The organism is Streptomyces sp. MMS24-W38 (genome assembly GCF_059889265.1).
In genome coordinates, this window is the sequence record NZ_JCBCPP010000001.1 from 1,160,307 (window position 1) to 1,186,180 (window position 25,874).

Sequence of the window (25,874 nt, forward strand, 5' to 3'; positions counted from 1 at the left end):
CGGCACGTTCCTCCACCACCTTCACGACCTCCCGTGGGAGTCGCGGACACGCGTCAGGAAGCGGCTCGGCTCGCCGTGCCAGGTGATGGCGAGTGCGTCACGGGCGCGGGTCGCCGCGACGAAGAGCAGCGATCGCGCCCGGTGCAGTTCTCGCCGGTGGCGGCTCGGGTCCGTGTGTTCCCAAGCGTCCACGGAGGCGCGGGGAACGAGTCCTTCGGCCACCCCGGCGATGATCAGACAGCGGTACTCCAGTCCCTTGAAGCGGTACATGGTGCCGATGTGGACGCCCTGGTCGCCGCGCGGCCCGTCCTGCGTGATCTCCGTCGGGGTGATGCCGCGCCGGGCGAGGCGGTCGGCGAGCTGGGTGACCATGTCATTGGTCGGGACGCAGACGGCCGTGGACTCACGGGGCACGTCGTGCCAGGCCCGCAGCTGCTCCACGACGAGGTCCATCTCCTCGTCCCAGCTCCGCGCACCGCGCAGCAACGGGGCCGGGCCGTGGAGGACGGAGCGGTATCCGGCAAGAGTGTCGGTGTTTCCGTCGAGGTCGTCGTAGTCGGCGTCGCCCAGGACCCGGATCGCGTCCCGGAGGATCTCCCGGGTCGTCCGGTAGCTGAGGGTCAGCCGGGAGGACCGGCCGCGGATGTGGACGCCCAGGCTGCCGAGGGTGACCTGGTTGTCGTAGATCCGCTGGTGCGTGTCGCCGACGAGGAAGATGTCGTCGGGCTCGGACGGCGTCATGGCGCGCAGCATCTTCCAGTGGGCGGCGCTGAGGTCCTGGGCCTCGTCGACCACGATGTGCCGGTACCGGTAGCGCAGCCAGGCACCGGAGCCGGCCTCGGCATGGAGGTTGTCCAGGCCTCCCCGTTCCTCGCGTTCCTGCGACCGCTTGTCGATCCTGGCCTTGCGGGCCGTCTCCAGCCGCGCGGCGCGCTCCGCGACCTGGCGGTGGGTCTCCAGCCCCTTGGTCTCGAGCCGCTGGGTGAAGCGTTCAGCGAGCTGCCAGATACCGGCGCGCTCGGCACGGGTGACGCTGCGTCCCCGTCCGGCGCGCCGGACGGCGAAGTAGTCGCTCCTGGAGGTCGCGGCCTGGCCGAGGATGACCTGGTTCCACTCGTCGCTGAGGAATTCGGCGCTCCAGCGGGTCTCTCCCACCTCCATCAGCAGCTCCCGCCACTCGCGGAGCGCCGCCGTGTCGTCGATCCGCCGCTTCGGGTGGCCCGGGTCGGCCTCGCTGACGATGCGGGTGGCGAGCTGGTCGACATGGGTGATGTCGACCCGGGCCAGCACGTCGGGGCCGCCGAGTGAGAGGAGCCGGGCCCGCAGGTCGGCGGCGAGGTTCCTGTTGAACGTGGTGAGCAGGACGGGCTTGTTGCGACCAGGAGGGAGCCGGCGCACCAGATGGCACACGCGGTGGAGGGCAACGATCGTCTTGCCCGTCCCCGGCCCTCCGCCGACCCGGGCGGGGCCGGAGTAGCGCCGGTGGACCAGCTTCTCCTGGGTGGGGTGGAGGAAGATCTTCCATCGCCCGAAGTCGCCTTCCTCCAGGATGCTCTGCAGGGATTCGTCGTCGGTGATCACTACGGTCTGGGAGCGGTCGACGGCCGCCTGCCAGTCGCCGGTGTCGAGGTTCTCCTCCGGTGCGGTCACGGCGACGGGCACGGTGACCTCCTCCATGACCGTCTCGTACGGAACGCCGTCACGCAGCCGGAGGAGCACCTCCCCGGTGTGGCGGGGCGCGTACTCGGCGAGGCCGAGCAGTTCGTCGTCCGTGGTGAGTTTCCGGACGATCGGAAGGAGCGCTGCGGCGACGCCGAGGTCCGCGAGCTGCTCATCGGTGTACGCGGCGAAGAGGGGTTCCTCCAGCGGCTCCGGCCGGGCCGGTTCCGAAGCAGGAGCAGGGAGGGGTGTCGGAGCCGGGGCGGGAGCGGCGTGCGGTGTGAGTTCACGGCGCAGCACGCTCTCCTCGACGACCTGGAGATCGACGTACTCGATGGCGCCGGTGACGTGGTTGATGCCGTAGTTGAACCGGTCCAGGTTCTTGTGGACGTGGCTGCGGTGCTTGACCGAGACGAGAAGCCAGTCGTCACCGCCGAGGCGGATCATCAGGGCCCGCCACTCGCGGTTGACGCGTGCCGACCAGAGCCGGTCGTGGCCTTCCAGTTGTTTGAGGTCGAACCCGCCGGCGTCCGGGTTGCGGCGAAAGTCGTGCTGGAACTTGTAGAACGCCCCGAGGACCGCACGGTCCAGTTTGACGATTTCCTTGTCGGCCTTGTCCAGCAGGCGCAGAGTCACGCCCGTCCTGGGCGCGCCGGTGACCGTCATCGCTCGTTCCCCTCGTGGTCGTTCGCCGCCTTGTCGGCGTCGGCATCGCCGCTCACCAGCCCGGCGAGTTCGTCGGCGTCCCATTCCGTCGCAGTGCGGACCTGCCAGCCCGCCTCCCGGTAAGCCTGATCCCGTTGTTCGGCATCGATGTCCCGTTCACTGATCGGATCGGGGCGGTGCGCCAGGACGACGCCGACGCGCCGGGCGGGCCAGGCGAGTTCGGCGGGCCAAGCCGCTGCTCCCAGTTCGTATCCGGCCTCCGGCGCGGGCAGGCCCCGGTCGGCAAGGGTCCGGGCGAGAACGGGCAGACCGGGATCGTCGATGAGGAACTCGATGACCTCGTCCCAGGCGGGGTCGCGTACGGTCGCGGGTGCCTCTTCGGCGTTCTGCCGGTCCACTGACGGCTCACGTCCGTCCATCACGGGCCCGTCCGCCGCGGGTTCGTGCGCCCGCCGCTGGGAGGTGAGCCAGCCTGCTCCGCCGGTGACCGCCAGTTCGGCCAGGTCGAACCCGGGCAGCAGGCCAGCCGTGAGCTGGACCCCGTCCCCCTCGCCCGCGTCGAGGAACTGGAGCAGGTTGCTCCAGTAGAGCCACGCCTGCCAGCGTCTGCGATGGGCAGCCTCGTCGGCGGTGACGGCGTCCGCACTGTCGTCCAGTACGGTCAGCGCCGTCCAGACCGCCCCGGTCTGTCCCCGGCGCAGGTCGAGAGCGATGGTGAGCGGGCAGCCCGACGCGTCCCGGGTCGCCATGACCTGGACGGCGCCCTGCCCTCTGGCCAGCCGCCGCCCGTGCAGCGCCTCGCCGATCCTGTGCCCGATCTCCTCGCCGTCGGCCAGGGCCCTGCTGGTCGCCGACACGGCGGCGAAACCCGCGAGCGCGCTCTGGGTGCGGCGCCGCCACGCGTCGGGGTTTGGGTCGGTGAGGTAGCCGATCAGCGTCTCGACCGGGTTGGCCCACACCAGGCGGGGCAGGTCACGGGTGTCTCCGGCGTGCATGCGCCGGTGGACGTCCATGGCCGTCTTCTGCGCGGTGTTCGGGTACGGCTTCCACACGGGGTCGGCCTGCGGCCTGGTCTGCCCTGTCCAGGCCTGTACGTCGTCCCAGGTGAGCTGGAAGACCTGCCAGCCCTCCGCGCGCAGTCGGGTGCGCTTGGCCGCGTCTTCCTCGGCGATGAGGTGCTCGGGGCTCGCGTGGTAGCGGTATCCGTCGAGGTAGACGGCGACTCGGCGGTCGTCGTCGGTGCTGCGGAAGACCACGTCCGGCCGCGTGAAGCCGAGCGGAGCCTGGGTGTCCATCTGCCAGCCGCGGACGGTTCCGTCGGGTGCGGTGAAGCGCAGGGTCGTGTCCCTGGTGCCGTCGGCGGTGAGTGCCGTGCGGACGCTGACCTCGTCCATCCGCTCGGCCCATTCCAGCAGCCCGCGCCGGAAGAGCGCTTCCAGTTCGCTCTCCACCTGGTGCACCAGGGTGATGTCGCCGGTGGTGGCGACCGGTACGACGCTCCACCGGTCCGGGGTGCGGCCGAACAGGTCGCCCAGCATGTCGAGGGCGTGCTCACGGGAGACGAGTGCGTACTCGTTGTCGGTGACGTGCCGCAGCAGGCAGCGGTGGCAAGCGGGCCGGCCCTGCCCCACGCACACACAGGTCTCGATCACCTGGCGGGCGTCGTCCAGGACGCCCTTGAGGCCGTCCCGGCCGGCGAGGCGGTGCAGATAGCCGGTACCACCGGGAAGCGTGTCGTACAGCACGAGGAAGTGGCGGCGGTGCGCGCTCTCGCCGCGTTCCTCCGGCATGGAGTCGGTGACGACCGCGAGGTGGTCGGGGTCCCCGCCGTAGCTGCGGGCGATGCCGGCCAGCAGCAGCGCCTTGAAGGACGCGAGCCGTTCCCGGGTGTGCGCGGTGACGGCGGGGATGAGGATGCGCAGTGCGTCGGTGCGCAACTCGTGGGCGAGCAGCACCCTCTCGCCGCGTCGTGCGGTGTCGGCTCCGGCGCGCCGCCTGCGGCACCAGGGCCGGTGGTACTTGCCGTACGCGGACGGGTCGCCGGTGTCGTGCGCGGCGGGCCCGCCGTCCGGGTCGGCGAAGCCGCACGCGTCGCAGACCCAGAAGGGGTTGAGGCGGACCTCCTGTCCGGCGAAGGCCGTGTCCGTGCCACCGTCCACCCGGACGGCTCCGACGTTGATGTGGCGGACGTGTGCCTGACGGGTGAACTCCCAGCCGAAGGTGGCGTGTTCGTGTTTCCACGCCTGCTCGACGTCGCGTGCGTCGATGTCCACGGCCGGGACGACGGTGTAGTGCCGCTTGTCCCTGTCGTCCCTGTCGTCGCGTACGCGTACGTCGTCGCGTTCGTCCCGGGAGGTGACGCGGCGCGGTACGAGGACCTTGTGCAGGCAGCCGACGTCTCCGATGGCCGCGGACCGGCAGCGGGGGCAGGGCGAGGAGTCGTCCTCGGCGCGGTGGGTGCGGACGTGTCCGCAGTCGGGGCAGACGCGCCACCAGGTCCAGGCCGGGCGGCCGGGGCTGCCGATGTCCAGTCCGGTGACACGGTGTTTGTAGCCCTGGGCGTAGTAGTGGTTGCCGGGGGCGAACTCGGAGAGGGCGAGGCGGGCGGGGCGGCTGTGGCGGAGGGTCTTGCTGTGGTTCTCGCGGGCACCGTCGGCGGCCTTCTCGGTCCAGGTGAGGGTGGCCTCCAGTTCGGTGGCCGAGTCGATCAGGCTGTAGTTCGGCAGCAGGCCGAGGTCGACGAGGGCGCCGTGCGCGGTGGTGCGGCTCATCTCGCGGGATACGCGTGCCACATCGCGCCGCTCGGCGCGCAGTTCGCGTCCCTGGCGTTCGTGGTCGGGGTCGCCGACGACGAGCAGTCCGTGTGCCCGGTCGATGGCCTCGGTCCGGCGCTGCAGGTCGGCGCGGCGGTCCTCCCAGCGCCGGCACGCGGCTTCCAGGGCGCCTTTCAGTCCCTCCTCGCCGGGGTCGGTCGCGTAGGTGACGAGGGCGGCGCGGGCCTGCGGGCTGACGCCGGTGCCGCGGCTCTCGTCGTACGGGGGGAACAGGTCCAGGAAGCCCTCCACGAGCCGCTCGCCGTCGGCGAGCGCGGCTTCGGCGAACTCGGCCTGCCAGGCGGAGGCGCCGAACAGCTCGGTGGCGCGCCCGGGCAGCGGCCGCAGGGGCGTCCCGTCGGGGGCGGTCAGCCGGCCGGCGCCCGCGAGGTCGAGGAGGTGCGCGAGGTACTGGCGGCGCAGGATCTCGGCCGCGGAGAGGTAGCAGCCGGGCGGCAGGACGTCCCCTGCGATCATGAGGCGGGGTTCTTCGAGGTAGTAGCGGTCGCGCGGGCCGCGGTCGACCATGGTGAGCAGGTACGCGTTGCCGGTGGAGCGGCCCGCCCGGCCGACGCGCTGGATGTAGTTGGCCGGCCCCTTCGGCAGGGAGGCGAGGACGACGGCCGACAGGTCGCCGATGTCGATGCCGAGTTCGAGGGTGGGGGTGCAGGACAGTACCTGCGGGTTGGCGTAGTGGACGTCGGTGCCCTCGCGGAAGGCCTTCTCGACGGCTTCGCGCTTGGCGCGGCTGAGGGTGCCGGTGTGCTCGGCGGTGTTGATGGTGAAGACGCCGGCCTCGCGGTACATGCGCCGGTAGAAGTCGTCGGTGAAGTCCCGTTGCCGCAGTCCGCTGTCCAGATCGCGGCCGGTGCCGAGGGTCCCACCGCAGCGGTAGCGGGGGCACGGCTGTCCGTGCCACTGGTCGGCGAGGTCGGGGTGGACGGTCTGTTCCCAGAAGCAGCGCGGGCAGTGCGCGGTGGCGTCGGGCAGCACGTCGTCGGCGAGTCTGCGGACCTGGATGTGGCCGGGCTGGAGTCCGTAGACGCGGGTGGCGCCGTCGAGGGCGGTGCGTACGGAGAGGATCCCGGTGTCGGCGAGCGCGGGCAGCAGCCGGGCCAGGAAACCGGCGGCGGCCTCCCGGCGCAGGCCGAGGGCGCGCACGGCCCAGTCCTGGTACCAGCCGAGTCGGCCGGTGAGCACGTCGAAGTCGTCGCTGCCCTGCTTGGGTGAGCCGAGCAGGAAAGAGGGCGCGGAGACGCCTGGGGGGAAGGCAGGCATGCCGGTTTCGCGTCCGCCCCAGATCGCCCACCGGCGCACCCCGGCCTGGTCGAGCCAGGGGTCCAGCCAGGCGTGCCGAATCGCGCCCCGGATGCGCAGCCGTTCCAGCAGGCCCTTGACGAAGCCGACGTGCTGGTCGGGGCCGGGTGCGGATCCGTCGGGCAGGGCGATCTCTCCCGGGGTGGTGAGGAGGATCTCCTGTACGAGGTCCGCTACGCCGTCCGGGTCCGGGAGGGGCACGTCGGCGGCGACGGTGCGGGTGAACTCCAGGGTGCGGCCCTGCCGGGACCGCAGGCCGAACTCCATGACGGTGGCGAACGCCAGGCGTTGCGCGATCAGTTCCCAGGTGGGCTTCGAACCGCGGCTGCGGCCGGAGAGCAGGGTGTCCACGCCGCGGATCAGGTGCAGGTCCGGCGGGATGACGGCGGCCTGCACCGCCTTGCTGTCGACGACGTCCGCGATCAGGTCGGCGGCCAGGTCGTTGAGGGTGATCGGTTCGTCCTCGTCGATGCGGCTGGCGAGCAGTGCGCGCAGCGAGAACGTGTACGAGCGGCTGGCGACGTATCCGGCGCGGTGGGCGGCGTCCTGGACGGAGTCGTTGAAGAGGAGGGTCTTGTTCTCGCCCAGGTTCTTGTCCAGTTCGCCGCCGGTGAAGAGCTGGGTGACGGCGGCGGCGGCGAGTGCGGCGAGCCCGGTGCCGAGGTAGCGAATGGAGTTGAAGGTGCGGCAGGCGGGGCACTGGTCGCGTTCCGCGGCCCGGTCGCCGTCGAGGTCGACGTGGACGAACGCGGCGTTGTGCAGGGGCCTCGGCCGACGCGGTGCCCCGCCGTCCGCCGAGCCGGTGAAGTCGGCCTCGGGCGACAGCGGGCGCAGCCGTCCGCCGCCGCCTTCCAGGACCATGACGGCGGGCCCGCCGCGCCGGCGTTCCTCCCCGGCGCCGAAGGCGGCCTCGTGCACTTCCTGCGGGGTCGCGGCGATCATGTTGCGCACCCGGCGCTTGTCCCGGCTCATGGAGGCGCGGCGGATCTTCGTGGCGGTCAGGTCGAGTTCGGCCGGGTCGACCTCCGGTGAGTACGCGGCCCAGCCGGAGCGTCCGCACTCGCGGCAGAACACGGCGGGCAGGAAGATCTCGGCGGGCGGCGGGGCGCTGTCACCGGCCGGTACCGCGGCCTGCTCGGCGGCGTCGAGCGGTACGGCGGGGCCCTCCCCGTCGTACGGGGACGGCCGGGCGGCCGGGCTCTGGTCCTTGCGGGCCAGTGCGCCGCCGGAGGTCACCCGTTCGTCGTCCCAGCGGAACTCGGCGCGGGCCGCACTGATGCCCCGCAGCACGCGGGAGACCGAGCGCACCCAGTGGTGGATCTCGATGGACAGCAGCGGCCGTCCGGGGTGTTCCGGGTCGCGGGCGTACGACAGGAGGGCGACGTAGCGGGCGAGGGCCTGGGCGGCGAGGCGCGGCCGTTGCTGCACGGCCACGCCCCAGTGGTAGGCGTAGCGGGGCAGTACCTCGGTGATCTCGTCGAGGGTCCTGGGGGCGCCGTCGAGGATCTCCAGGACGGCGGCGGTGAGCCGGTGGCGGCGCAGGACGGCCCCGAGTTCCTCGGGGCTCGGTCCGCTCAGGCCGGTGAACGCGGCGACGAGTTCGTCCATGGCGCCCGGGTCGCGGGTGGGGTCGCCGAGGTCGGCGACCTCCTGGGGCGCGGGGAACGGCAGGGTGAAGTCGCTCTCGCCGGTGAAGTCCTTGGTGGAGCGCCGGTCCTCGCCGACGACCGAGTCGGGCGGGAACGGCACGCCGAAGACCTGCTCGGCGACCTCCAGCATGCCGGGGGCGCCGTCCGGCCGAGCGGCTGCTTCCGGGCCGTTCTCGCCCAGGGTGGCCGACGTGGCGACGGGGCAGACCGGCCCCAGCGGTCGGCCGGGTTCCGCGAGCCCGGTGACGGATCCGAGGCGGCGCAGCAGCATGGCGACGTCGGTGCCCTGGGCGCCGTCGTAGGTGTGGAACTCGTCTAGGACGACGTACGCGAGCGCGGAGTCCTGCCACAGCCGCTGGTCCTCGGGCCGCTGGAGGAGCAGGTCGAGCATCTTGTAGTTGGTGATCAGGATGTCCGGCCGGGTGCGCCGGATCTCGTCCCGGTCGACCGCGATCGCGGGGTTGGCCCGCTTGAACTCCTGGGACGGCGTGTCACCGATGTAGAGCGCCGCCCGGACTCCGGCGTCGCGCAGCCGGGTGTCCTTGGCGTCGTCGAGCCGCTTGCCGATGCGGTGGGCCTGGTCGGTGGCGAGCGCGTTCATGGGGTAGAGCAGGACCGCTTTGACGCCGTCCCGGCCCGCCTCGCGCTCCCGGAGGCAGTGGTCGAGCAGCGGGACCAGGAACGACTCGGTCTTGCCGGACCCGGTGCCGGTGGTGACCAGAGTGGGCCGGGCCGGACCGTGCAGCGTGGACAGCCTTTCCCAGGCGAGTTCCTGGTGCCGGTACGGGGTGAAGTCACGGTCGCGGGGCCACCAGGTCAGGTGCCGCTGCCAGTCGTCGCTCTCGGCGCTCCGGAAGGGGGTGCGCATGCGGAGGTAGGGGCCGCGGAAGATACCGTCCTCGGCGTCGCCGAGGAAGTTCTCCAGGGCGCGGCGGGTGCTCTCGTCGGCCAGCGCGTACGTCGTCGCGAGGTACTGGCTCAGGCTGGCCCGTACCTGGTCGGCGGCGAGGGTGGGACGCACGCGCGGTCCTCCTTGGTGCTGGTGGGGCTGGTGAGAGTCGGGCAGGCCGAGAGTGCCCGTTCACCGCCCTACGGTATCGGGGGTGGGCGAGGGGGCTCCGGGGCGGCTCAGATGCCGAGCTTGCGTCCGATATGGGCGATGTGGACCCTTCGGGTTTCCTTCAGGAACCGGAAGTGCAGCCGTCCCTCGTCGGGTGTGAAGCGCAGGTGGGTGTCGAAGTACCGGGGCTCGCCATCCAGGTCGGTGAAGAGGCAGTGGTCACGCTTGCGGGTCTGGCGCTCCGGCGTCACGTTCGAACCCCACTGTGGCCCGTCGAGCTGGACAGCGGCGTCCCAGAGCAGAACCGCGCTGTCCATCTCCGCGAGCCGCTTACGGACCGGGTGCAGCCAATGCTGCTCCAGCTCCCGCAGCTGTGCTTCGACGCGGGGCAGGAACCTGAGGTGGGGGAAGAGGTCGGCGCAGCGGTCCCACAGCTCTGAGCCGGTGCGGATGGCGTTCAGGTCGCCGCGCAGGGCGACTTTGGCCGCCTCGCGGATCCAGGGCAGGTGGGGGGCGACATGCTCGGTACCGGCGGCGTGCCTGACCTCGACCTCGGTGAGCACGGAGCCCACGTCCTCGTCGTCCACGAGCTGTTCCTGGACCAGGGTGAGCCGGTCGGCGTTCCAACGGGCCTCCAAGGGCAGGGAGATACCGACCCCGCCCAGCAGATGCGCGAAGCCCAGCCCTTTCACGGACACACCGTCGTGGCGGTACGCGATGTCGGAGAAGGTTTCGCCCTCGGGGAAGACCGTCTCGTAGGGCGACTTGTCCTCCAGGGTCTTCAGCCGCACCCGCAGGTCCTTGGTGCCCTGGGTCCCCATCCACTTGCTGATGGGGTGCCCCTGGGCCAGCTGTAACGCCATCAGGGAGCCCGCATGGGTGACCAGTGCCGTGGCCTTGGGGTCCTCCTTGGCGATGGCGAGGACGGCCTCGACCATCTCGGTCATGGCGCGGTTGACCCGGTCCGGTTCGGCCGTCGTCTCACAGGACTTCTCGTTCAGGAACAGTTGCGGCACGTCTCCCCCTCCGCGATGGTGTGCGTCTCGTCCCCGCCCTCCCCAGGCAGGTGTCAGCCGATGAGCTGGTCGAGCGTGTTCTCCAGCTCGTCGAAGAACCCATCGGGCCACTGGTCGAGCTTGCCGCTCGTGTCGACTCGCGGGCTGACGACCTCCACGCCGGTCCCGTCACTGCGGAAGTAGTGGAAGACCGTTTGTTCAGGAGCGATGTGTCCCTGTTTCACGGCGAGTCGCACGCCGTTGATGACGTGGTCGCTGTGCGTCTCCATGATCACCTGGGCGCCCTGTGCGGCGGCCGCGGCGGCGAGCGCGGCCATCCGGGTCTGCCCGTGGGGGTGGAGGTGCGCTTCCGGGTTCTCCAGGAGGACCAGGGAGCCGGGGCGGGCGGTGAGGCAGGCCACCACGATCGGCAGGACATAGGTGAGGCCGAAACCGACGTTGCTGGGGCGGCGGCGATTGGTACGGCCGAGCGGACCCTCGAACTCGTACGAGAGGCGCACGGCGTCGGCGCCCTCGAAGAGGTCTGTCCGGATGTGCACCCCGGGACACAGATCTCCCATCCAGGCGGCGACCTGGTCGCGCAGCAGATCGGACTCGGCACCCCGATGATGCAACGGCCCCACGGGGACCGGGTCCCCCGCGTGGTGACGCAGCAAGTTGACGGTGTGCTCGCCGCGTACGCCGAGGAAGCCACGGCCGATGACGGCGTGGTGGTCACGCGGGTAGAACTCGCTGGGGGAGATCCGATCGGCGTGCAGGTACTGGAAGGGTGCGGTGAGGAACGACGGCCTGATGGCTTCGGACCCGGTGGGCGCGGCAACCCCCTCCGAGGTGTACGGCAGATCCACGCGGGACAGCGGCAGCAGGTTCTGTTCGGCCTCGTACTCGACGAGCCAGGTGTAGTGGTACGGCCCCTCGTCGACACCGAGACCGATCAGGGGATCGTCACCCCCCGGGAAGTCCTCGTGCAGGACGTCCTCTCCCGTGCCGAGGCCGACGAGTTCGCCGTTGAGCAGGAAACCCTGGTTGGCGACGCTCCCCTGGAGTCCCGCCCGGCGCGCCTCGGACAGATACTGGGAGACGGCGAGGTCGCCCGCCTCGTAGGACTGGCGCAGCAGGGCGATCGCCTGGAGGACGCTGCTCTTGCCGGACGAGTTGAGTCCGGTGAGAAGGGTGAGGGGGCCGAGGGATAACTCCACGTGCTGGAACGCCTTGAAGTTGTGCAGCGTCATACAGTCGATCACTGTTCGGCCACCCCTCGGAACAGTCGTGCCACGTGCTGGAATCTGGTGCGGATCTTCGCCGGGTTCCCGGTGCCCACGGAGATCGACCGGTCGAAGTCCCAGTCGCCCATGAGCTCGACGAACCTGTCGAGCACCTTCTCCCGGGACGCTACCAGCCGGTCTCGCTCGTGATCGTCGAGTAGCGCGAGAATGACGGAGATCGTCTCGAACAGCGCCTTATTGATAACGGGGGAGCTGCGCTCCCCTCCACGCCACTTGCGAAAAGCGTGCTCGCCGAACAGGTCCCGTGCACACCGCATGGCCACCCGGAACTCCCGTGCCAGCAGCTCCCGTCGGTAGTCGGTGAGCGCATTGACCTGTTCCATCGCACCGATGAGGAACTTGTCGAAGTCCTTCTCCGTGTGCTCGGCCGTATTGTTCAGACGGAAGGCGAGGAAGCGCAGCACCATCTCCCGGTCGGCCATCCGTTCGTTGGACACGCTCCAGCGGGTTGCCTCACCGAACGCCGGGTCCTCGGCCAGGTCGGCGAGGAAGCCCCGGACGGGTCCCCGCACCAGCGCGTGCCGCAGCTCCTGCGGCTTCAGTGGCACACCGCCGGTGTTGATCCGAGAGAACACGTTGTACTTGACGGCCTCCGGCGTGCCCTGCTGCAGGATGTGCACAGTGAGCTGGGTCTCACGCAGCCTGATCTTCAGCCGACCGGTCAGGTCCTGGTACGTGCTGCCGTTGAACCTCCACAGGTAGTCCAGGTCCCGGAGGGCCAGCGGGCCCAGCCCCGTGAGCCCCGGCTCCATGAAGCGCGCGACGGCGGTGAGCCGCTGGACTCCGTCCACCACAGCCCACTTGTCCTCATCGCCCTGGGCCATGTGGAAGTTGGAGATCGGAATCCGCAGCAGCAGCGACTCGATCAGACGGCTCTGCGCCTTGTCGGTCCAGATCCCGGCCCGGCGCTGGAAGTCCGGCGCCAGATCGATCATGCCCTCCCGCAGCCGGGACAGCAGCAGGTCCACGGTGGTGGTCTCCGTGTGAATCTTGATGTCGTCAGGCCGGAACGAAGCGGAGATGCCGTCGGCGTCGCCGTAGTCCTCGTCCTCCTCGTCGGAAGGCAGCTCCAGCTCCACACCGGTCGGCCGGCCGTCGGACCCGATCTCGAGGGGCACTCCGAGGGGAAGAAGGAGCGCATCCGGCTCGTCGACGTCCCCCGCCACGGCGTACCCCCGCCGCCCCGCCCCACCCCCGCCACCCTCCGTCTCCACCATGCCCCGCACCCTATAGCCCTCATCCGTTTTGCGGCGCTTCAGGACAGCCGTACGTGCGCTTCCCTCTGGCCCAAGTGTCCTGAAAAGCCCAACCTCTTACAGAACCGACGAGCCGGCCAGGGCAGCCAGGGCCTCCCTGGTCGTGTCGACCAGGGAGTCGGGGTGTTGGAAGACCTCCGTCGCGGTGAAGCGCAGGACTCGGCGTACGCCCACGCAGGTGGCCAGGTCGTTGAAGCGCCGGGTGTCCCGGGCGTGGGCCTCACGGGTCCCGTGGAAGGCGTAGCCCTCCACCTCGACCACCAGGCCCGCCTCCGGGAAGAAGAAGTCGGGGCGGAGGAGCCGTCCGGAGGCCGTCCGGAGGGTCGGCTGGGTGAGCGGACGGAGCCCGGCGTCGTGCAGACGCAGGCGCGCGTAGGTCTCGGCCGGGGAGCCGGCGGCCGGGTCGGCGAGGGACAGCCAGCGCCGGCCGCGGAGCGCCCCGTGGAGGGGGAGAGCCAGCTCGGCTGTCAGGGACGCCAGGGTCACCAGGGCCGGGCGGGAGACGCCCGCCACGCGGCGCGGCGAGAGGGCGGAGTCCGCGGCGACGACAGCGGCGTCCCGGGGGCCGGCGCGCAGGAGGTCGGCGGTGGTCCGCGCGGGCGTGGTCACGACGAGCCCCTTCCGTGCGGTCAGGTCGTCGTCGGTGAGGTGCGTGACCGCCCGCACGCGGACGCCCGGCGTCCGGTCGGTCGAGCCACGGCACGCCGTGCGGACGGAGAACTCCAGCGGGGCCGAAGCGGGGCCCTTCCCCAGCAGTTCGATCCGGTGCAGAGCGGCGGCGGTGCCGTGGCTGCAGACGAGGCGGGGGCGCAGTATCTGCACGGCGCGGGCGCGCAGGAGCCAGTCCACCGTCACGCCCGGCTCCGACCAGGCGCCCCTCAGGAGCGGATTCCAGCCGTCGCGGCGCAGTCGCCGGGTGAGCCGACGGGCGGGCCAGCCGACGGCCAGGGCGTGGGCGGTGAGCAGCACGCCGCCGCGGGTGAGCCGGGTCAGGTCTTCCCACAGCGGGCCATCCACCGGACTCTCCATCGAGCCATCCATGGGGCCATCATCGCCACCGCGCCCGGCTGACGCCCGCCCTGTGGACAACTCCCCCCGCGCCGTCCGCGTCAGCCGGGCAGGTCCAGCTCGGCGACGACCGTCTTGCCGACGGGGACGCGGTCGAGGACGTCCCACCGGTCGGCGAGCGCCTCCACGAGAAGCATGCCCCGGCCGGTCTCCGCGAGCGGCCCGAGGGCGGGGCGGGCCGAGCCGGGGGCAGGGGGCCGGAGCTCGCCCCGGGTGTCGGAGACCTCGATGCGCAGGGTCCGGCCGAGGAGCTTGACGGTGACCTCGAAGTCCCGGCCGGGGACGCGGCCGTGCGTGACGGCGTTGGCCGCCAGCTCGGCGACGAGCAGGGCCGCGGTGTCGGACGCCTCACTGTCGTGCGGCACGCCCCAGACGTCGAGTTGGTGCAGTGAGAGGCGGCGGGCGAGGCGGGCGCCGCGCGGGGTGGAGCTGAACCGCTGGGTGAACACACGCACGATGGCGGTCTCTTGACCGGTTGTGGGAGTGGACGGTGGTGTCATGTGCCCAATCTGGCGGGGAATCAGGACCGTTCACCAGCAACGACCCGCGTACGCAAAGCCAGCGTACGCACACACGTGGTGAACATTCCGGCAGTGAACGGTGTGTACTTGGCGCGGAATCTGCCGTTTTATCGGTTGCGTGCCGACAGCAAGAACCGGAGCTCACCCGTGACGAGATGGCTCGGTGTTGCACTGCTTCCGCGAGCGGACCACCTGCGTGCCGCCGTCCGGCTTCAGGCAGACATCGGCGGTGAGGTGCGTCTGCAGCCTCCGCTGCATCCGGACGGCAACCTCCCCCATGTCACGCTCTTCCAGGGCCCGTTCGAGGACACCCTCGATCCGGCGGAGGCACTGGAGCTGATCGGCACGGCGGCGGTCGAGAGTGGTCTGCACGGCGAGGTGTCCCTGTCCACCACGGGTGTGGTCTACCAGCCCACCGGCTGGCTGTTCCTCGCACTGGAGCGTCCGCCGCTGCTCGAAGCGCTGCAGGAGGCCGCGCTCGCCGCGCTGGACCGGCATCTCGACCGGGCGTCCTTCGACGGCGACAAGGACGTCTCCCGGTTCACCGCCGCCGAGCGGGCCAGCTACGAGCGCTACGGCTACCGGTACACCGGTGAGGCGTACGCACCGCACGTGACACTGGGCCGTACCGAGGAGGAGACCGCCCTGGAGTTGGTCCGCACCGCGCGGGACCGGACCGGCCTCCCCAAGGAGTGGGTGTTCGACCGGCTCAGCTTCTACGTCATGGGTGAGCACGGTGCCCACGCGGAGACCTTGCTGGAGCGACCGCTGAGCCGGACGTGACGGACCGGCAGCAGCTGCTGACGGTGGCCGAGGCGGCCGTGGACGAGGCTGCCACCTGGTTGGCGACGGCCGGAGGGAATTGGTCGACTGCGCGGTTCAAGGCTTCCGGTGAGGAGGTCACCGCTGCCGACATCGAGGTGGAGTCCCGGGTGACGCGGGTGCTGGCCGCCCGGACACCGCGTATCCCGGTCGTCGGCGAGGAGTCGTCGACTCCCGGAGCCCCGCTGCCCGCGCGCTGCTGGGTGCTCGACCCGATCGACGGGACGATGAACTTCGCCCGGGGCGCGCCGATGCATGCCGTGTCGCTCGCCTATGTGCAGGACGGCGTCCCGCTGGTGGGCGTGGTGGAGGCGCCTGCCCTCGGCCGGCGGTGGACGACGCCGGGCCACCCGGAGGAAGCACGTCCTGTGGCCGAGGACGTGGGCCGCGCGGTCGTGGGTGTCTCCGGCACCGGCTCGGGGCGCAGCGGCGCGCGACGCGTCCTCGACCGCGTCCAGGACGAGGCCTACCGGGTCCGCATGCAGGGCTCGATGGCACTGGACCTGGCGGGCGTGACGGAGGGCTGGCTGGACGCCTGTGTGTGCATCGCCCCCAAGCCGTGGGACGTCGCGGCCGGGGTGGCGCTGTGCCGCGAACGGGGGCGGGCGGTCCTCGGCGCCGACGGCACGGCCTTCTCCTTCGACTCGCCGGTTCTGCTGGCGGGCGCACCCGGGGTGGCCCGGTGGCTCGCCGATCTGTGGGGCAGTGGCTGAGTCGGCGGTTCTGGAGCGCCCTGCCCTGGCGGCACGCCCTTCGCAAGCCGCTGGGTGAACACACTTACGGTGACGGGTTCTTGGCAGGTCGTTGGGATAGGCGGTCGCATCTTATGCCCACTGTGGTGCCGAAAAGAAGGGGTTCGCCAGAGCCACCCTGCGTACGCTGAGTCAGCGTACGCATACATTTTGTGGACAGTACGCCTCACGGTGAGTGACGATGGCCGAATCGGAAGTGGTACGGCGGGCGGGTGGCACGGGAGGTGACCGGCGGTGGCCTACGAGAGCACGGACAGCGGCACAGGGGCGGGCGGCGCGGAACCGGGGGCGTCGGACAGTCTGCGCACCTTCGGAGCGTTCGTCCAGGCTTTACGGGAGCACGCGAGCCTGAGCCGTGAGGAGTTCGGCGGCCTGGTCGGCTTTTCGAAGCACACGGTCGCCTCCGTCGAACAGGGCCGCCGGATGCCGGACCGCGACTTCGTGGAGGGCGCGGAGGCAGCCCTCGGTAACACGGGGGCGCTGCGGAGGGCCGCGCCGCATCTGTCGCGGCAGGCGGGACTGGCGAGTTGGTTCCGGCAGTGGGCCCGGTTGGAGGCGCATGCGGTCACCTTGTGGACCTACGAGTGCCGAGTGATTCCCGGCTTGCTCCAGACCGAGCGGTACGCGCGAGCCGTGACAGAGAGCGTGCCGCCTGTGAAGGACGAGGAGCAGGTGGCCAAGCAGGTTGCGGCCCGGTTGGAACGCCAGCAACTGTTCGAGCGCAGGCCACCCATCTCGTTCAGCTTCATCATCGAGCAGGCACTTGTCGAACGCGGCACGGGAGGCCCTGACGTGATGCGGGAGTTGCTCGACAGCCTCCTGGAGCGGTCGTTGCAGTTCAACGTCGAGTTGCAGATCATGCCGCGATACCAGCCGGATCACGCCGGGTTCGACGGGCCGTTGAGGCTCCTCGAAGCACAGGACAACAAGTGGTTCGGTTACGCGGAGGGACAGCGCGGCGGCCTGCTGATCTCGGACCCGAAGGAGGTCAGCATCATGCTCCAGCGGTATGCGAGACTGCGCTCACAGGCTCTCACCTCCGAGGACTCCAGGAGCCTGCTGAAGCGACTTCGAGGAGCGCTATGAGCAGCATCGACGAACGGGCTTGGTTCAAGAGCAGCTACAGCGGTTCCGACGGTGACGACTGCGTCGAGGTGGCGAAGGGCACGCAGGCGATCCACGTCCGGGACTCCAAGGACCGGCGGAGCCCTGAACTCGCCCTCTCCCCCACCGCGTGGAGCGACTTCATCACCTACACCGCGCAGGGCTGACCCTCACACTGCAAGACCAGCGCCCCGTGCCGGATACATCCGGCACGGGGCGCTGTTGTTCACCGGGCAGGCAGCATCCACTTGCCCTGGTCGACGGCTTCCTGAAGCCGCGCGGAGAAGTGAGCGTGCGCCTCGCGCATCTCCCTCTCCCGGTCCGCCTTGTAGAAGGGGGCGGTGTAGCCCTCGGGGGGCTCAGGACGCTCGTTCTCCTGGAAGGCAAGGAGCTGCTCGTAGTGCTCCCTGGTCTGACCGTGACCGTGGGCATACGGGTCCTTGGCCAACTGACGTCCGTTGAAATCGAACCACATATGTGACTCCCGATCAGCGAGAATCGCGTACCGCGCCTTATGGATGGCGATCAGCTCGTCCGCGCTCATCCCGAGCCACACCGCCACCAGGGCGTCGATCTCCACAAGGGCGGCGCGACGCTCGTACTCGGTGCGGAGGGGAGTGCCGTAACCCCATTCCTTCGTGATGCCGCCGGCGAGCGGCGGAAGGTCAGGCCACTTCACGGCCCAGCCCTCATAGCCAGGCCAGGTTTCGTCGTAAAGCTCGGCCCAGAGGGGCGCGTATGCCTTGGTAAGGCAGTTGAGTCGGAGTGTACGGAGGAGGAGAGGTCCAGAAAGGGGGTGGGCAGGGTCGGCATAGGGCATCTTGTGGGCTTCGGTGACCCGGAGGTCAGATCTGCCAGTAATGCGGAGCAAGTAGTCGATCGGAAGAGACGCCCAGAATCCCGCATTCAATGACGTGGTTCGGTTATCAGCAAGGGCCATGGAGTTGACTGCGTCTACATGTGCCGGACCAGGCGGGACAATGCACGCAAAGAGACTCCGCTCCGTGTTGAACGGGATCATCCGACGCCACGCCAGTCGGTAGAACCGGGTGTAGGGCCGGAAGAACCACAACCGCTGACGTAGCAGCTCTCGCTGCTCGCCCTCATCCAACTTCAGCTCGTCCTCAGTCAGGACATCGCTGCGGCCTGCCCACTCCTCGGCGCTCGGCTGCCAGTCGACCTCAAGCCGCGATCGATCCAACCAGGAGTCCTGCTCGTCTTCATACCTCTTGAGCGAACATGTCTCTGGGCGGACGTAGTTCGTCCGTGGCACTGCGTCCACCGAAAGCGCTGTCAGGTCGAAGCTCGTCCAGTCGTGATTGCCTCGGCACGGCACCTTGGGCTGTTTGCTGATCGGAGTGGCAATGCCGAAGTGCGGGCCTTGGATGACCAACTCGGACAGCGAGGCTGGTTGTGACGTGGACCAGGCAATGAACCCGTCTTTCCTGCCGTTCGTTTCGTTGTAGCCCTGGCTGATGCTCGGCTTGTGCTGCCCAAGTCGCGCGCCAACAACCGACAGCACCTCAATCGCTCCCTGCTCCCCCGTAGTGGTCGGTTGGAGCAGCGCAGCCTGAGACTCAGGAATGTCCGTGTCCCCTGTCAGTCGTCGCCATTCCGCCAATACGGGTTCGTCGACCTCGATCACTCGCGCCTTATGGGGGCGCAGATCCCAGGTACCGGCATGCCTCATACCGGGTACCTCGCCCTGACCGTCATGGCCCAGAGACGCCAACAGCGGCTCGACGCCGTACAAGCGACTGAGGTTGTCGAAACGGACCGCTTCTTGACAGTTGCCATAAATGTGCACGCCGAACTCAGTGTTCCGGCTTGCTTCGAAGGCCCAGTTCCCGACATTGATGAAGCCAGCGTGCAGCCGCAAGTGCCGGTAGGCCGCGCCACGAAGCCGCCCATCCTTCACTCCTCCGAAGTGGGTGTCCGGATGGATGAGGCCCGCCATGCCGCCCTGGCCAAGGTTGCTCCAGACCCGGCTCATGAAAGCTCGATAGAGGTCTGGGCGAGTACCGGCAAGCACCGAGTAGGCGGCAGGTGACCCCAGCATCTCCGAAATCCCGCTGATTGCTGCCAGCTCACGCAGGTAGTACCCGAGTGCTCCGGCGTCCCCCAGCACTGACTCCTTCTTCTCTCGCCGTTCCGTCGCCGAAGGCTGCTCGGCAAGCATGAACCAGGGATCAAGCTCCGCCAGTACCTGGCTTTCCAGCCACTCCGGCCGCACCCAGGGCGGATTCCCCACCTGAAGGTCGAACCCGCCCCCCGGCCCCCGGAACACGTGCGCGAAATGCAGTTCCCAGTGGAAGAAGCCGTGGCCGTCCTCGGCCTTTATGTCCTTCTCCGTCGTGCCGGCGATGTCCTCGACCGTGTTGAGCCACGGGTAGCGGAACGGCAGCAGCCGGGCCGGTTCCATGCCGAGGAAGCCCTCCAGGCGGTCCTCGACGTCGGTCAGCAGGTCCAGCGCGTCGTCCGGGCTGAGGTTCTCGATGCCGGAGAGCAGCGAGTTCTCGGGCATGTCGACCTTCCCGAGGACGCTCTCCAGGAAGTCGAGCCAGTCACCGAGGCTCTGGAGCGGGACGGTCTTCCTCTCCGGCTGCCCACCATCGGTCCTGCGGCGCGGCGCGCTCCGCCTGGGCCTGGCCTCCGGTCCGGAGCCCGCGCCCAGTTCCTCCTGCTCGCCGTCCGGGTCGTCGAACAGATCCGGCTTCCGCCACAGCTGGTCCCCGGGCGCGGGGCCGGCCGGCTCCGCCACCGCCGCCGTGGCGACCGCCGGACGCCCCCCGCCCAGCAGCCCCGCCACCGACGACTCATCGACGAGCGCGCCGCCCGTCCCATACACCGGGTCCGCGCCGTCCAGTTCGCCGACCTTGTCCAGCGGCCAGAACCACAGGGCACACCACGCGTCCATCACGGTCTTCAGCCGCCAGTACGGCGTGCCGTGGCGCGTCAGGTCGTCGAGAACCTTCTGCTTGTCCTCCGCCTCCGAGGACTGCTCCAGCCAGTCCGCGCCCCACACGTCGATGCGGCGGGCGACCGCCCGCTCGGAGAGTTCAAGGCGGGTGGCGACCAGCGACCACAGGAACTCGGCACGACGGGCGAGACCCTGGAGCCGCCAGAGTTCGGTCTTCTCGGCGGCCTTGTGCCAGCGCGCGTAGCGGGCTCGCTTCTCGTCCTCGGTCTCCGGCCGTCGCATCTTCTCGCCGGTCCTCGGGTCCTTGACCACCTTGGTCGCGGTCTCCGGGAACGGCTTCGGCCCCTTCGGCGCCTTCTGCACGCCCTTGCGCCACTTCCCCAGCGCCTTCGCCGCGTCCTCCGCGAGCTTCTTCGCCTCCGGCTCCCCGGCGACCGCGCCCCAGCCGATCGCGGGCAGCAGGAACTGGTGCACCGCGCCCTCGGGCAGCGGGCCTTCCCGGAACGGCAGGTCGGTCGGCGGGAGGGTGTTCTTCTTCGCCAGCCACTGGCCATCCGTCAGGACATCGGCCTTGTAGACCTTGCGGCCCGCGCCGATGAGCGAGTTGCCGCGCCGCAGGTGCAGGCCGAACCAGGGGGCCCGCATGCCCGGGTGCATGGAGTTGAGCCAGAGGGAGACCTCCGCCAGCTCCACCGCCGTGGCGTTGAGGTCGACGCCGTAGGCGTTGTGCAGGGCGATGTACGCCTTGGCTTTCTGGAGCTCGATCTGCCGCAGCTCGGGGTCCACCCGGCGGCCCAGCTCGTGTTCGCGCCGCCGCAGGTACTCCGCGGCCACCTGGTCGATGGCCTCGTTGAGGAACGCGCCCGAGCCGAGGGCCGGTTCGCAGATCTTCCACTCCAGGAGTTCCCTGGCCTCGGTGACGGTGTCGTGCTGGTCCAGCCGGTGTTTGAGGGCCAGTTCGACGGTGACCTCGGTGAGGGACTTCGGGGTGTAGTACGAGGCGGAGGTCTGGCGGTCGCGGCCGGCCAGGCGGTAGACGAACGTGCCCTTGGGGTGGACCACCCGCTCCTGGCGGCCGGTCTCCTCGTTGGTCCGTGTGACGAAGACGTCGTCCGCGTAGTGCTGGGCGCGTGAGGCGGGGATGGTCCAGCTGCCGCCGGAGGGGTCGCCGCCCTTGGCTACCTCGTACAGGTCCTCCTCGGCGATGGAGCCGGTGTAGGACATCAGGCCCTCGTACACCGCGCCGAGCTGGTTGATGCCGAGCTGGGCGTACGAGATGAACCCGCCGCGCTCCCGGCCCCGGCCCTGGGTGAGCATCAGGCGGCGCAACACCTTGTGCAGGGTCTCGTTGCGCAGCCGGGTGTCCAGGAACGGGAGGCGCTTCTCGCCCTCGCCGCCCCGGTAGGCCGGGTTCTCTATCTGCTTGTCCGAGATGAGGCGGACGGCCTCCTTGGTGAACAACTCGGAGCGCAGGGCCTCGAAGCGCAGACCCGCGCTCGTGCTGCGGGCGGCGGCGCGGCGGGCGCGGTCGGCCTCGCGGACGCGCTCGGTGTGCTCGGCCCGGGTGATGGCCCCGGCGGCGAGCAGCCCGTCCGCCTCCCGCTCCGCCTCAGCGGCCTCGCGGGCGGCGGCCTCGGCGGCCAGGTCCTCGGGCTCGGTGCCGTAGCGGCGGTGGCCGTGCTCGACCTTGTCGAAGAGCAGGTCCAGCGACTTGTACAGGTGGAATCTGCGCCGGGAGCGCTCACCGACGAGGTCGCGCAGGACGAGGTCACCGAGACGCTGGAGGCCGTAGCCCTGCTCGTATTCGGGGTAGTCGGAGGGCAAAATGCCGAGGGCGGGGCTGGCCTCCGCGTAGAGGAGGAACAGGATCCGGTACAGGTAGCGCAGCGATTCGCGGCTGAGCTCCTTGGCCAGGCGGGCCGGGTCGTCGAGGTCGGCCGGGGCGACGCCGTTCTCCGGGTCGCGCAGGCGGGCGAGGACCGCGTTGGCGATCCACTCGACGCTCAGGCGCAGGCCCTCGCGCAGCTCGGTGGAGACACCGACGGCGTGCTTGCCGGACTTGTCGAGGAAGCCGGCGAGCGGTGCGGTGCCGCCCTCGGCGGGGACGCGCAGCGAGTCAGCGCCGAACAGGGCGGCCAGCGTGTCGAGTTCACCGCCGTGACGGTCGTCGCGCCGGTTGAGGGCCACGTCGAGGTCGGCGGCCAGGTAGCGGCCCTCGGGCCAGGCGAGGCGGTCGGCGAGGACGATGACGCCGCCGACGAGCAGGAGGACGTGGCGCGGGGGTGTGTCGCAGGCGAAGAGGAAGTCGGTGAGAGCCTTGGCGTCTTCGAGCGGAGCCGCCGACGCCTCCAGGTCCACGGGGTGGAGCAGGCGGCCGGCGCCGTCCGGGTCGAGAGCGGCGTCAGGCTCGGTGGTCCAGCCGCAGGAGACGGCGTACAGGCCGGGTTCGGCGTGAAGGACCTGGAGGGTGTAGGCGTGGTCGGCGCGGTGGACGGTGACGGTCTGCTCGTGGGCGGCGGTGTAGCCGAGGGCGTGCAGGGTGTCCAGGTGGCTTTCGGTGAACCGCTTCCGCCAGCCCTCGGGTTCGGGCGCGTCGGGGTCGGCGAGCGCTTCCGCGTCCTGGGCGAGGGCGGCGCGGCCCGCGAAGTAGGGGCCGTGCAGGGCGCGCAGTCCCTCACGGGGGGTGCGGGCGCGCGGGGGGACGGCGGCGGGGTCGAGGCCCTGGCGCTTCGCCTCGGCGACGGCGTCGGCGTGGCGGCGGCGTTCCTCCTCCTCGAAGGCGGCCCAGCGGGTGAGGAGGCCGTCCTTGGCCTTGAGGTCCTTGGGGAGGACTTCGGCGAGGTAGTGGGCCGAGAGGTAGTCGCCGTGGTTGACCAGCGAGTCGTACGTCACGTCAGTTCTCCGCCTGGGCGTCGGACGGGTGGGCGTCGGATGCGAAGGGGCCGCCCGCGGCGTCGGCTTCGCCCTCGGTGCCGGGGGCGTCCGCGTCGCCAGGGTGGTCGAGGACAGCCAGGACGCGCAGCAACGGGTGGCCGGAGGTGTGCAACTGGTCCAGCAGCCGGGCCAGTTCGTCGGCGGTCTCCTCGACGAGGCGTTCACGGCGGCCCGTGATGCCGGGCAGCAGGGAGTCAGCGCGCCACTGGGCGACATGGTCGCGGTAAGCAGCGAGGGGCTCGCTGATCTGTTCCTCCCACGCGGCCCTTCCCGCGTCCAGGTGGGCGCGGGCGGCGGCGACGGCAGCCGGGACGAGGGCTTGAAGCCCGTCCCGGACGCGCGGCCCGCCGGTGCGGGCGAGCCTCGGGCCGACCTTCGCGTCGCGCAACGCGTCCGCCATGGGGCGCACCTCGGGCGTCCCGGAGCCGTCGGCGCCGAGCCCGGTCACGGCCATCCAGCGCACCACGGTGGGACGGCCGAGGGCGTTGGAGTGGATGCCCTGAACGAGGAACACCGGTCCGTCCACGTGGGGTGTGGTGATGACCGGGGCCTCCTGTGGGCCGAACTCGACGAGGACCTTGTCCGTCAGCCACTCCACCACCGGGTGGATGTCGGTGAGGAAGGAGACCTCCGGCCACATGGTGGTACTGCTGTCCCTGGCCTCGGTGAGCTTCCGCTGCGCGAGGGTGCGGTCGAAGGTGACCAGCATCCGCTCGGCGACGCGCTGCTCCTTCAGGTAGGAGGGCGGCAGGGCCTTGAGGCGGTGGAGCAGGTCGGGGGCCTTGACCGGGGAGAGCGAGAAGTACGCGCCGCCCTTGGCGTCGGTGCCGGACGACAGGCCGATCAGGTCCTCGGCGCGCTCCTCGTAGACCACGTCGAGGGCGGTGTCGACGAAGGCGGCCGTGTCACCCTCGAAGAGCGAGATCAGCTCGGCGCGTGCGGGCAGCTCCTGCTCGGTGATCGAGTCCACCTGGCCGAACAGGTCGGCGAGGGCGGTGTCGTCGGCGCCGGGGGCGGCGTCCAGGAAGTCCTCGACCGTGCTGCCGCGAACCAGCTCGTCGATGAGCCGGCGCTCCTCCACCTCGGCCCGGTAGAAACCGGACACGGCCTCGGCCGTGCCGTCCAGCTTGTGCGCCTCCTCCTCCCGGCGGAGCAGCTTCTCGGCAACCGTGCGGTCGTCCTTGGCCCCGGGGACGGCGGAGGTGAGGATCAGGGCGCTGAACCGGGGCTCGTGCTTCTGCCCGTACCGGTCGATACGGCCGTTGCGCTGCTCGATGCGGATCAACGACCACGGGATGTCGTAGTGGATCAGGTGGTGGCACTGGCGGTGCAGGTTGACACCCTCGGAGGCGACATCGCCGGTGAACAACAACCGGACCGGGGTGTCGGCGAGGCCGAACGCCTCCAGGACCTTGGCCTGTTCGTCGTCGCTGAGGCCGCCGTGCATGACGGTGACGGCCTTCGCCGTGCCGTCAGCCGCGACCGGGAAGCCCAGACGGGCGGGGACGACCTCGGCCAGCCACATGAGCGTGCGGACGCGTTCGGAGAAGACCACGGCCCGGGTGGCGGACCGGGGGCCGATGCCGATCTCCTTCAGTTGCTCGACGAGCGCGTCGAGTTTGGCGGAGTCACCGGGAGCGGTGCCGTCGCCCATGCCGGCGACGATCTCCCGCAGCCGGGCGAGGGCAGCCTGCTCGGGGCCGATGGCCGGGTCGGGTCGCAGTCCCTTCTCCTCGGCCTTGCGGACCCGGTCGGCGAGGGAGGCGATGCGGTTGGTGACCGTCTCGCCCAGGGCGACGTGCGAGGAGAGGAACGTCTTGAGCAGGTTGTAGGCGAAGACCGGCTCGACGGCGACCGAGACGGGCTCCTGGTCGGCCGTCCCGAACTCCGTACTCGTCGGTGGGGCGGGAATCCAGTGCTCGGCCAGTTCGGCGAAGACCCGTTCCTCCGCCTCGGTGGCGGCGCAGTGGAGGGAGACGGTGGGGCCGCGGTCGGGCCACTCGGTGCCCATCTCCTCGCGCACCTCGGGGCTGATCTTGGTCCGGCGGATGTAGAGGTGGCCGAGGTCCTGCGCCGGATCGTAGTGGTCGCGGTCGGCGATGGCGGCCGGGTCGAGGAGGGAGATCAGGTCGGCGAAGGAGCGCTTGTCGCCGTTGTGCGGGGTGGCGCTGGCGAGCAGCAGGGCGTCCGTGCGCGGGGCGAGGATCTCGGCGAGGGCACGGCGCTGGCTGCCGGGGTTGATCAGGTTGTGGGACTCGTCGATGACGACGGCGTCCCAGCGGATGCGCTCCAGGTGGTGCCGGTACTGGCCGATGTTCTTGAGCGTGTCCACGGAGATGATCACGCGCTTGTAGTGCGTGAATGGGTTCCGGCCCGCCGGGATCTCCCGCTGGATGCGCTGGATGCCGAGGGAGTCGAGCCGTACCAGGGGGATCGAGAAACGGGTCCACAGCTCATGCTGGAACTGCTCCAGAATGCTCTGCGGGGTGACGACCAGGATGCGCTCGCCGCGGCCGCGGCGGATGAGCTCCGCCAGGGTCAGGCCGATCTCCAACGTCTTGCCGAGACCGACGACGTCGGCGATCAGCACCCGCGGGCGGAGGTTGCGCATGGACAGGGCGAGCTCGGCGGGGCGCTGCTGGTAGACGAGCGGGTCCAGCAGGAAGCGGTCGGCGAGGGCGAGGCCCCGCTCCGACTGGGGCAGCGGCGTCTTACGCAGGACGGCTTCGAGGAACAGGCGGCTGCGCCGGAAGTACGAGGAGGTGTCGGGAACCAGGAGAGTCTTCTCCGGGTCGAGCAGCTCCACCTCGTCGATCCCGCTGAAGAAGACGGCTTCCTCGTCCCGGACGAACTCGGAGAGGCCGACGGCTTCGATCCGCTCCCCGTCGTGGTCGGTCGTGGTGGTGTTGCGGACCAGCCACTCCTCGTCCCGTACGAGGATCTGCGCCCCCGGCGGGAACCGGGTCCCGTCCTGCGTCGCCCCCTGATCGGTCACCTGCGGCCCCTTAGTCTTCCTGTTTGTCCTGCGGTC

The 25,874-nt window shown here is 70.4% G+C and carries 13 protein-coding genes; 4 read left to right on the forward strand and 9 right to left on the reverse strand.

The features are described from left to right. Positions 1–21 precede the first annotated feature (21 nt). From AC6F7H_RS04080 to AC6F7H_RS04110, 7 genes are all read right to left on the reverse strand, one after another. Positions 22–2,325 (reverse strand): UvrD-helicase domain-containing protein, encoded by a 2,304-nt coding sequence (locus tag AC6F7H_RS04080; protein ID WP_500755256.1) that lies wholly within the window; start codon positions 2,323–2,325, stop codon positions 22–24. Continuing rightward, a complete protein-coding gene (locus AC6F7H_RS04085) occupies positions 2,322–9,125 on the reverse strand; it encodes a DEAD/DEAH box helicase (protein ID WP_500755257.1) in 6,804 nt (2,267 codons plus the stop codon). The genes AC6F7H_RS04080 and AC6F7H_RS04085 overlap by 4 nt, the downstream gene beginning before the upstream one ends. Before the next feature lie 107 nt (positions 9,126–9,232). Further along, on the reverse strand, positions 9,233–10,180 hold the full coding sequence (locus AC6F7H_RS04090) for a hypothetical protein (protein WP_500755258.1): 948 nt from the start codon (positions 10,178–10,180) through the stop codon (positions 9,233–9,235). 53 nt (positions 10,181–10,233) lie between these two features. Continuing rightward, positions 10,234–11,412, reverse strand: a complete 1,179-nt coding sequence (locus AC6F7H_RS04095) for an AAA family ATPase (RefSeq protein WP_500755259.1) — start codon at positions 11,410–11,412, stop codon at positions 10,234–10,236. An 8-nt stretch (positions 11,413–11,420) separates the two neighbouring features. After that, the gene (locus AC6F7H_RS04100; RefSeq protein WP_500755261.1) at positions 11,421–12,683 is read right to left on the reverse strand and encodes a GmrSD restriction endonuclease domain-containing protein; all 1,263 of its coding nucleotides are present in this window, start codon (positions 12,681–12,683) and stop codon (positions 11,421–11,423) included. 96 nt (positions 12,684–12,779) lie between these two features. After that, positions 12,780–13,763, reverse strand: a complete 984-nt coding sequence (locus AC6F7H_RS04105; RefSeq protein ID WP_500755262.1) for an endonuclease domain-containing protein — start codon at positions 13,761–13,763, stop codon at positions 12,780–12,782. A 68-nt stretch (positions 13,764–13,831) separates the two neighbouring features. Further along, positions 13,832–14,290, reverse strand: coding sequence for an ATP-binding protein (locus tag AC6F7H_RS04110; RefSeq protein ID WP_500755263.1), 459 nt, complete (start codon positions 14,288–14,290; stop codon positions 13,832–13,834). A gap of 255 nt (positions 14,291–14,545) precedes the next feature. Between AC6F7H_RS04110 and AC6F7H_RS04115 the strand changes: the two genes are divergently transcribed. The 4 genes from AC6F7H_RS04115 (at position 14,546) to AC6F7H_RS04130 (ending at position 17,156) form a co-directional block, all read left to right on the forward strand. Then, the gene (locus tag AC6F7H_RS04115) at positions 14,546–15,094 is read left to right on the forward strand and encodes a 2'-5' RNA ligase family protein (protein ID WP_500755264.1); all 549 of its coding nucleotides are present in this window, start codon (positions 14,546–14,548) and stop codon (positions 15,092–15,094) included. Next, positions 15,091–15,846, forward strand: coding sequence for an inositol monophosphatase family protein (locus tag AC6F7H_RS04120; protein ID WP_500755265.1), 756 nt, complete (start codon positions 15,091–15,093; stop codon positions 15,844–15,846). Before AC6F7H_RS04115 ends, AC6F7H_RS04120 begins: the two co-directional genes overlap by 4 nt. A 273-nt stretch (positions 15,847–16,119) precedes the next feature. Beyond that, positions 16,120–16,971: a helix-turn-helix domain-containing protein gene (locus AC6F7H_RS04125; RefSeq protein ID WP_500755266.1), complete on the forward strand. Its 852-nt coding sequence runs from the start codon at positions 16,120–16,122 to the stop codon at positions 16,969–16,971. Further along, positions 16,968–17,156, forward strand: a complete 189-nt coding sequence (locus AC6F7H_RS04130) for a DUF397 domain-containing protein (protein ID WP_500755267.1) — start codon at positions 16,968–16,970, stop codon at positions 17,154–17,156. The genes AC6F7H_RS04125 and AC6F7H_RS04130 overlap by 4 nt, the downstream gene beginning before the upstream one ends. 59 nt (positions 17,157–17,215) lie before the next feature. On the opposite strand, the gene AC6F7H_RS04135 is transcribed toward AC6F7H_RS04130, so the two are convergent. Beyond that, positions 17,216–22,801 carry a DNA methyltransferase gene (locus AC6F7H_RS04135; protein ID WP_500755268.1) on the reverse strand — a complete coding sequence of 1,862 codons (5,586 nt, stop codon included), beginning with the start codon at positions 22,799–22,801 and terminating at the stop codon, positions 17,216–17,218. 1 nt (position 22,802) lies between these two features. Then, on the reverse strand, positions 22,803–25,838 hold the full coding sequence (locus AC6F7H_RS04140) for an SNF2-related protein (RefSeq protein WP_500755269.1): 3,036 nt from the start codon (positions 25,836–25,838) through the stop codon (positions 22,803–22,805). Between the last annotated feature and the right edge of the window lie 36 nt (positions 25,839–25,874).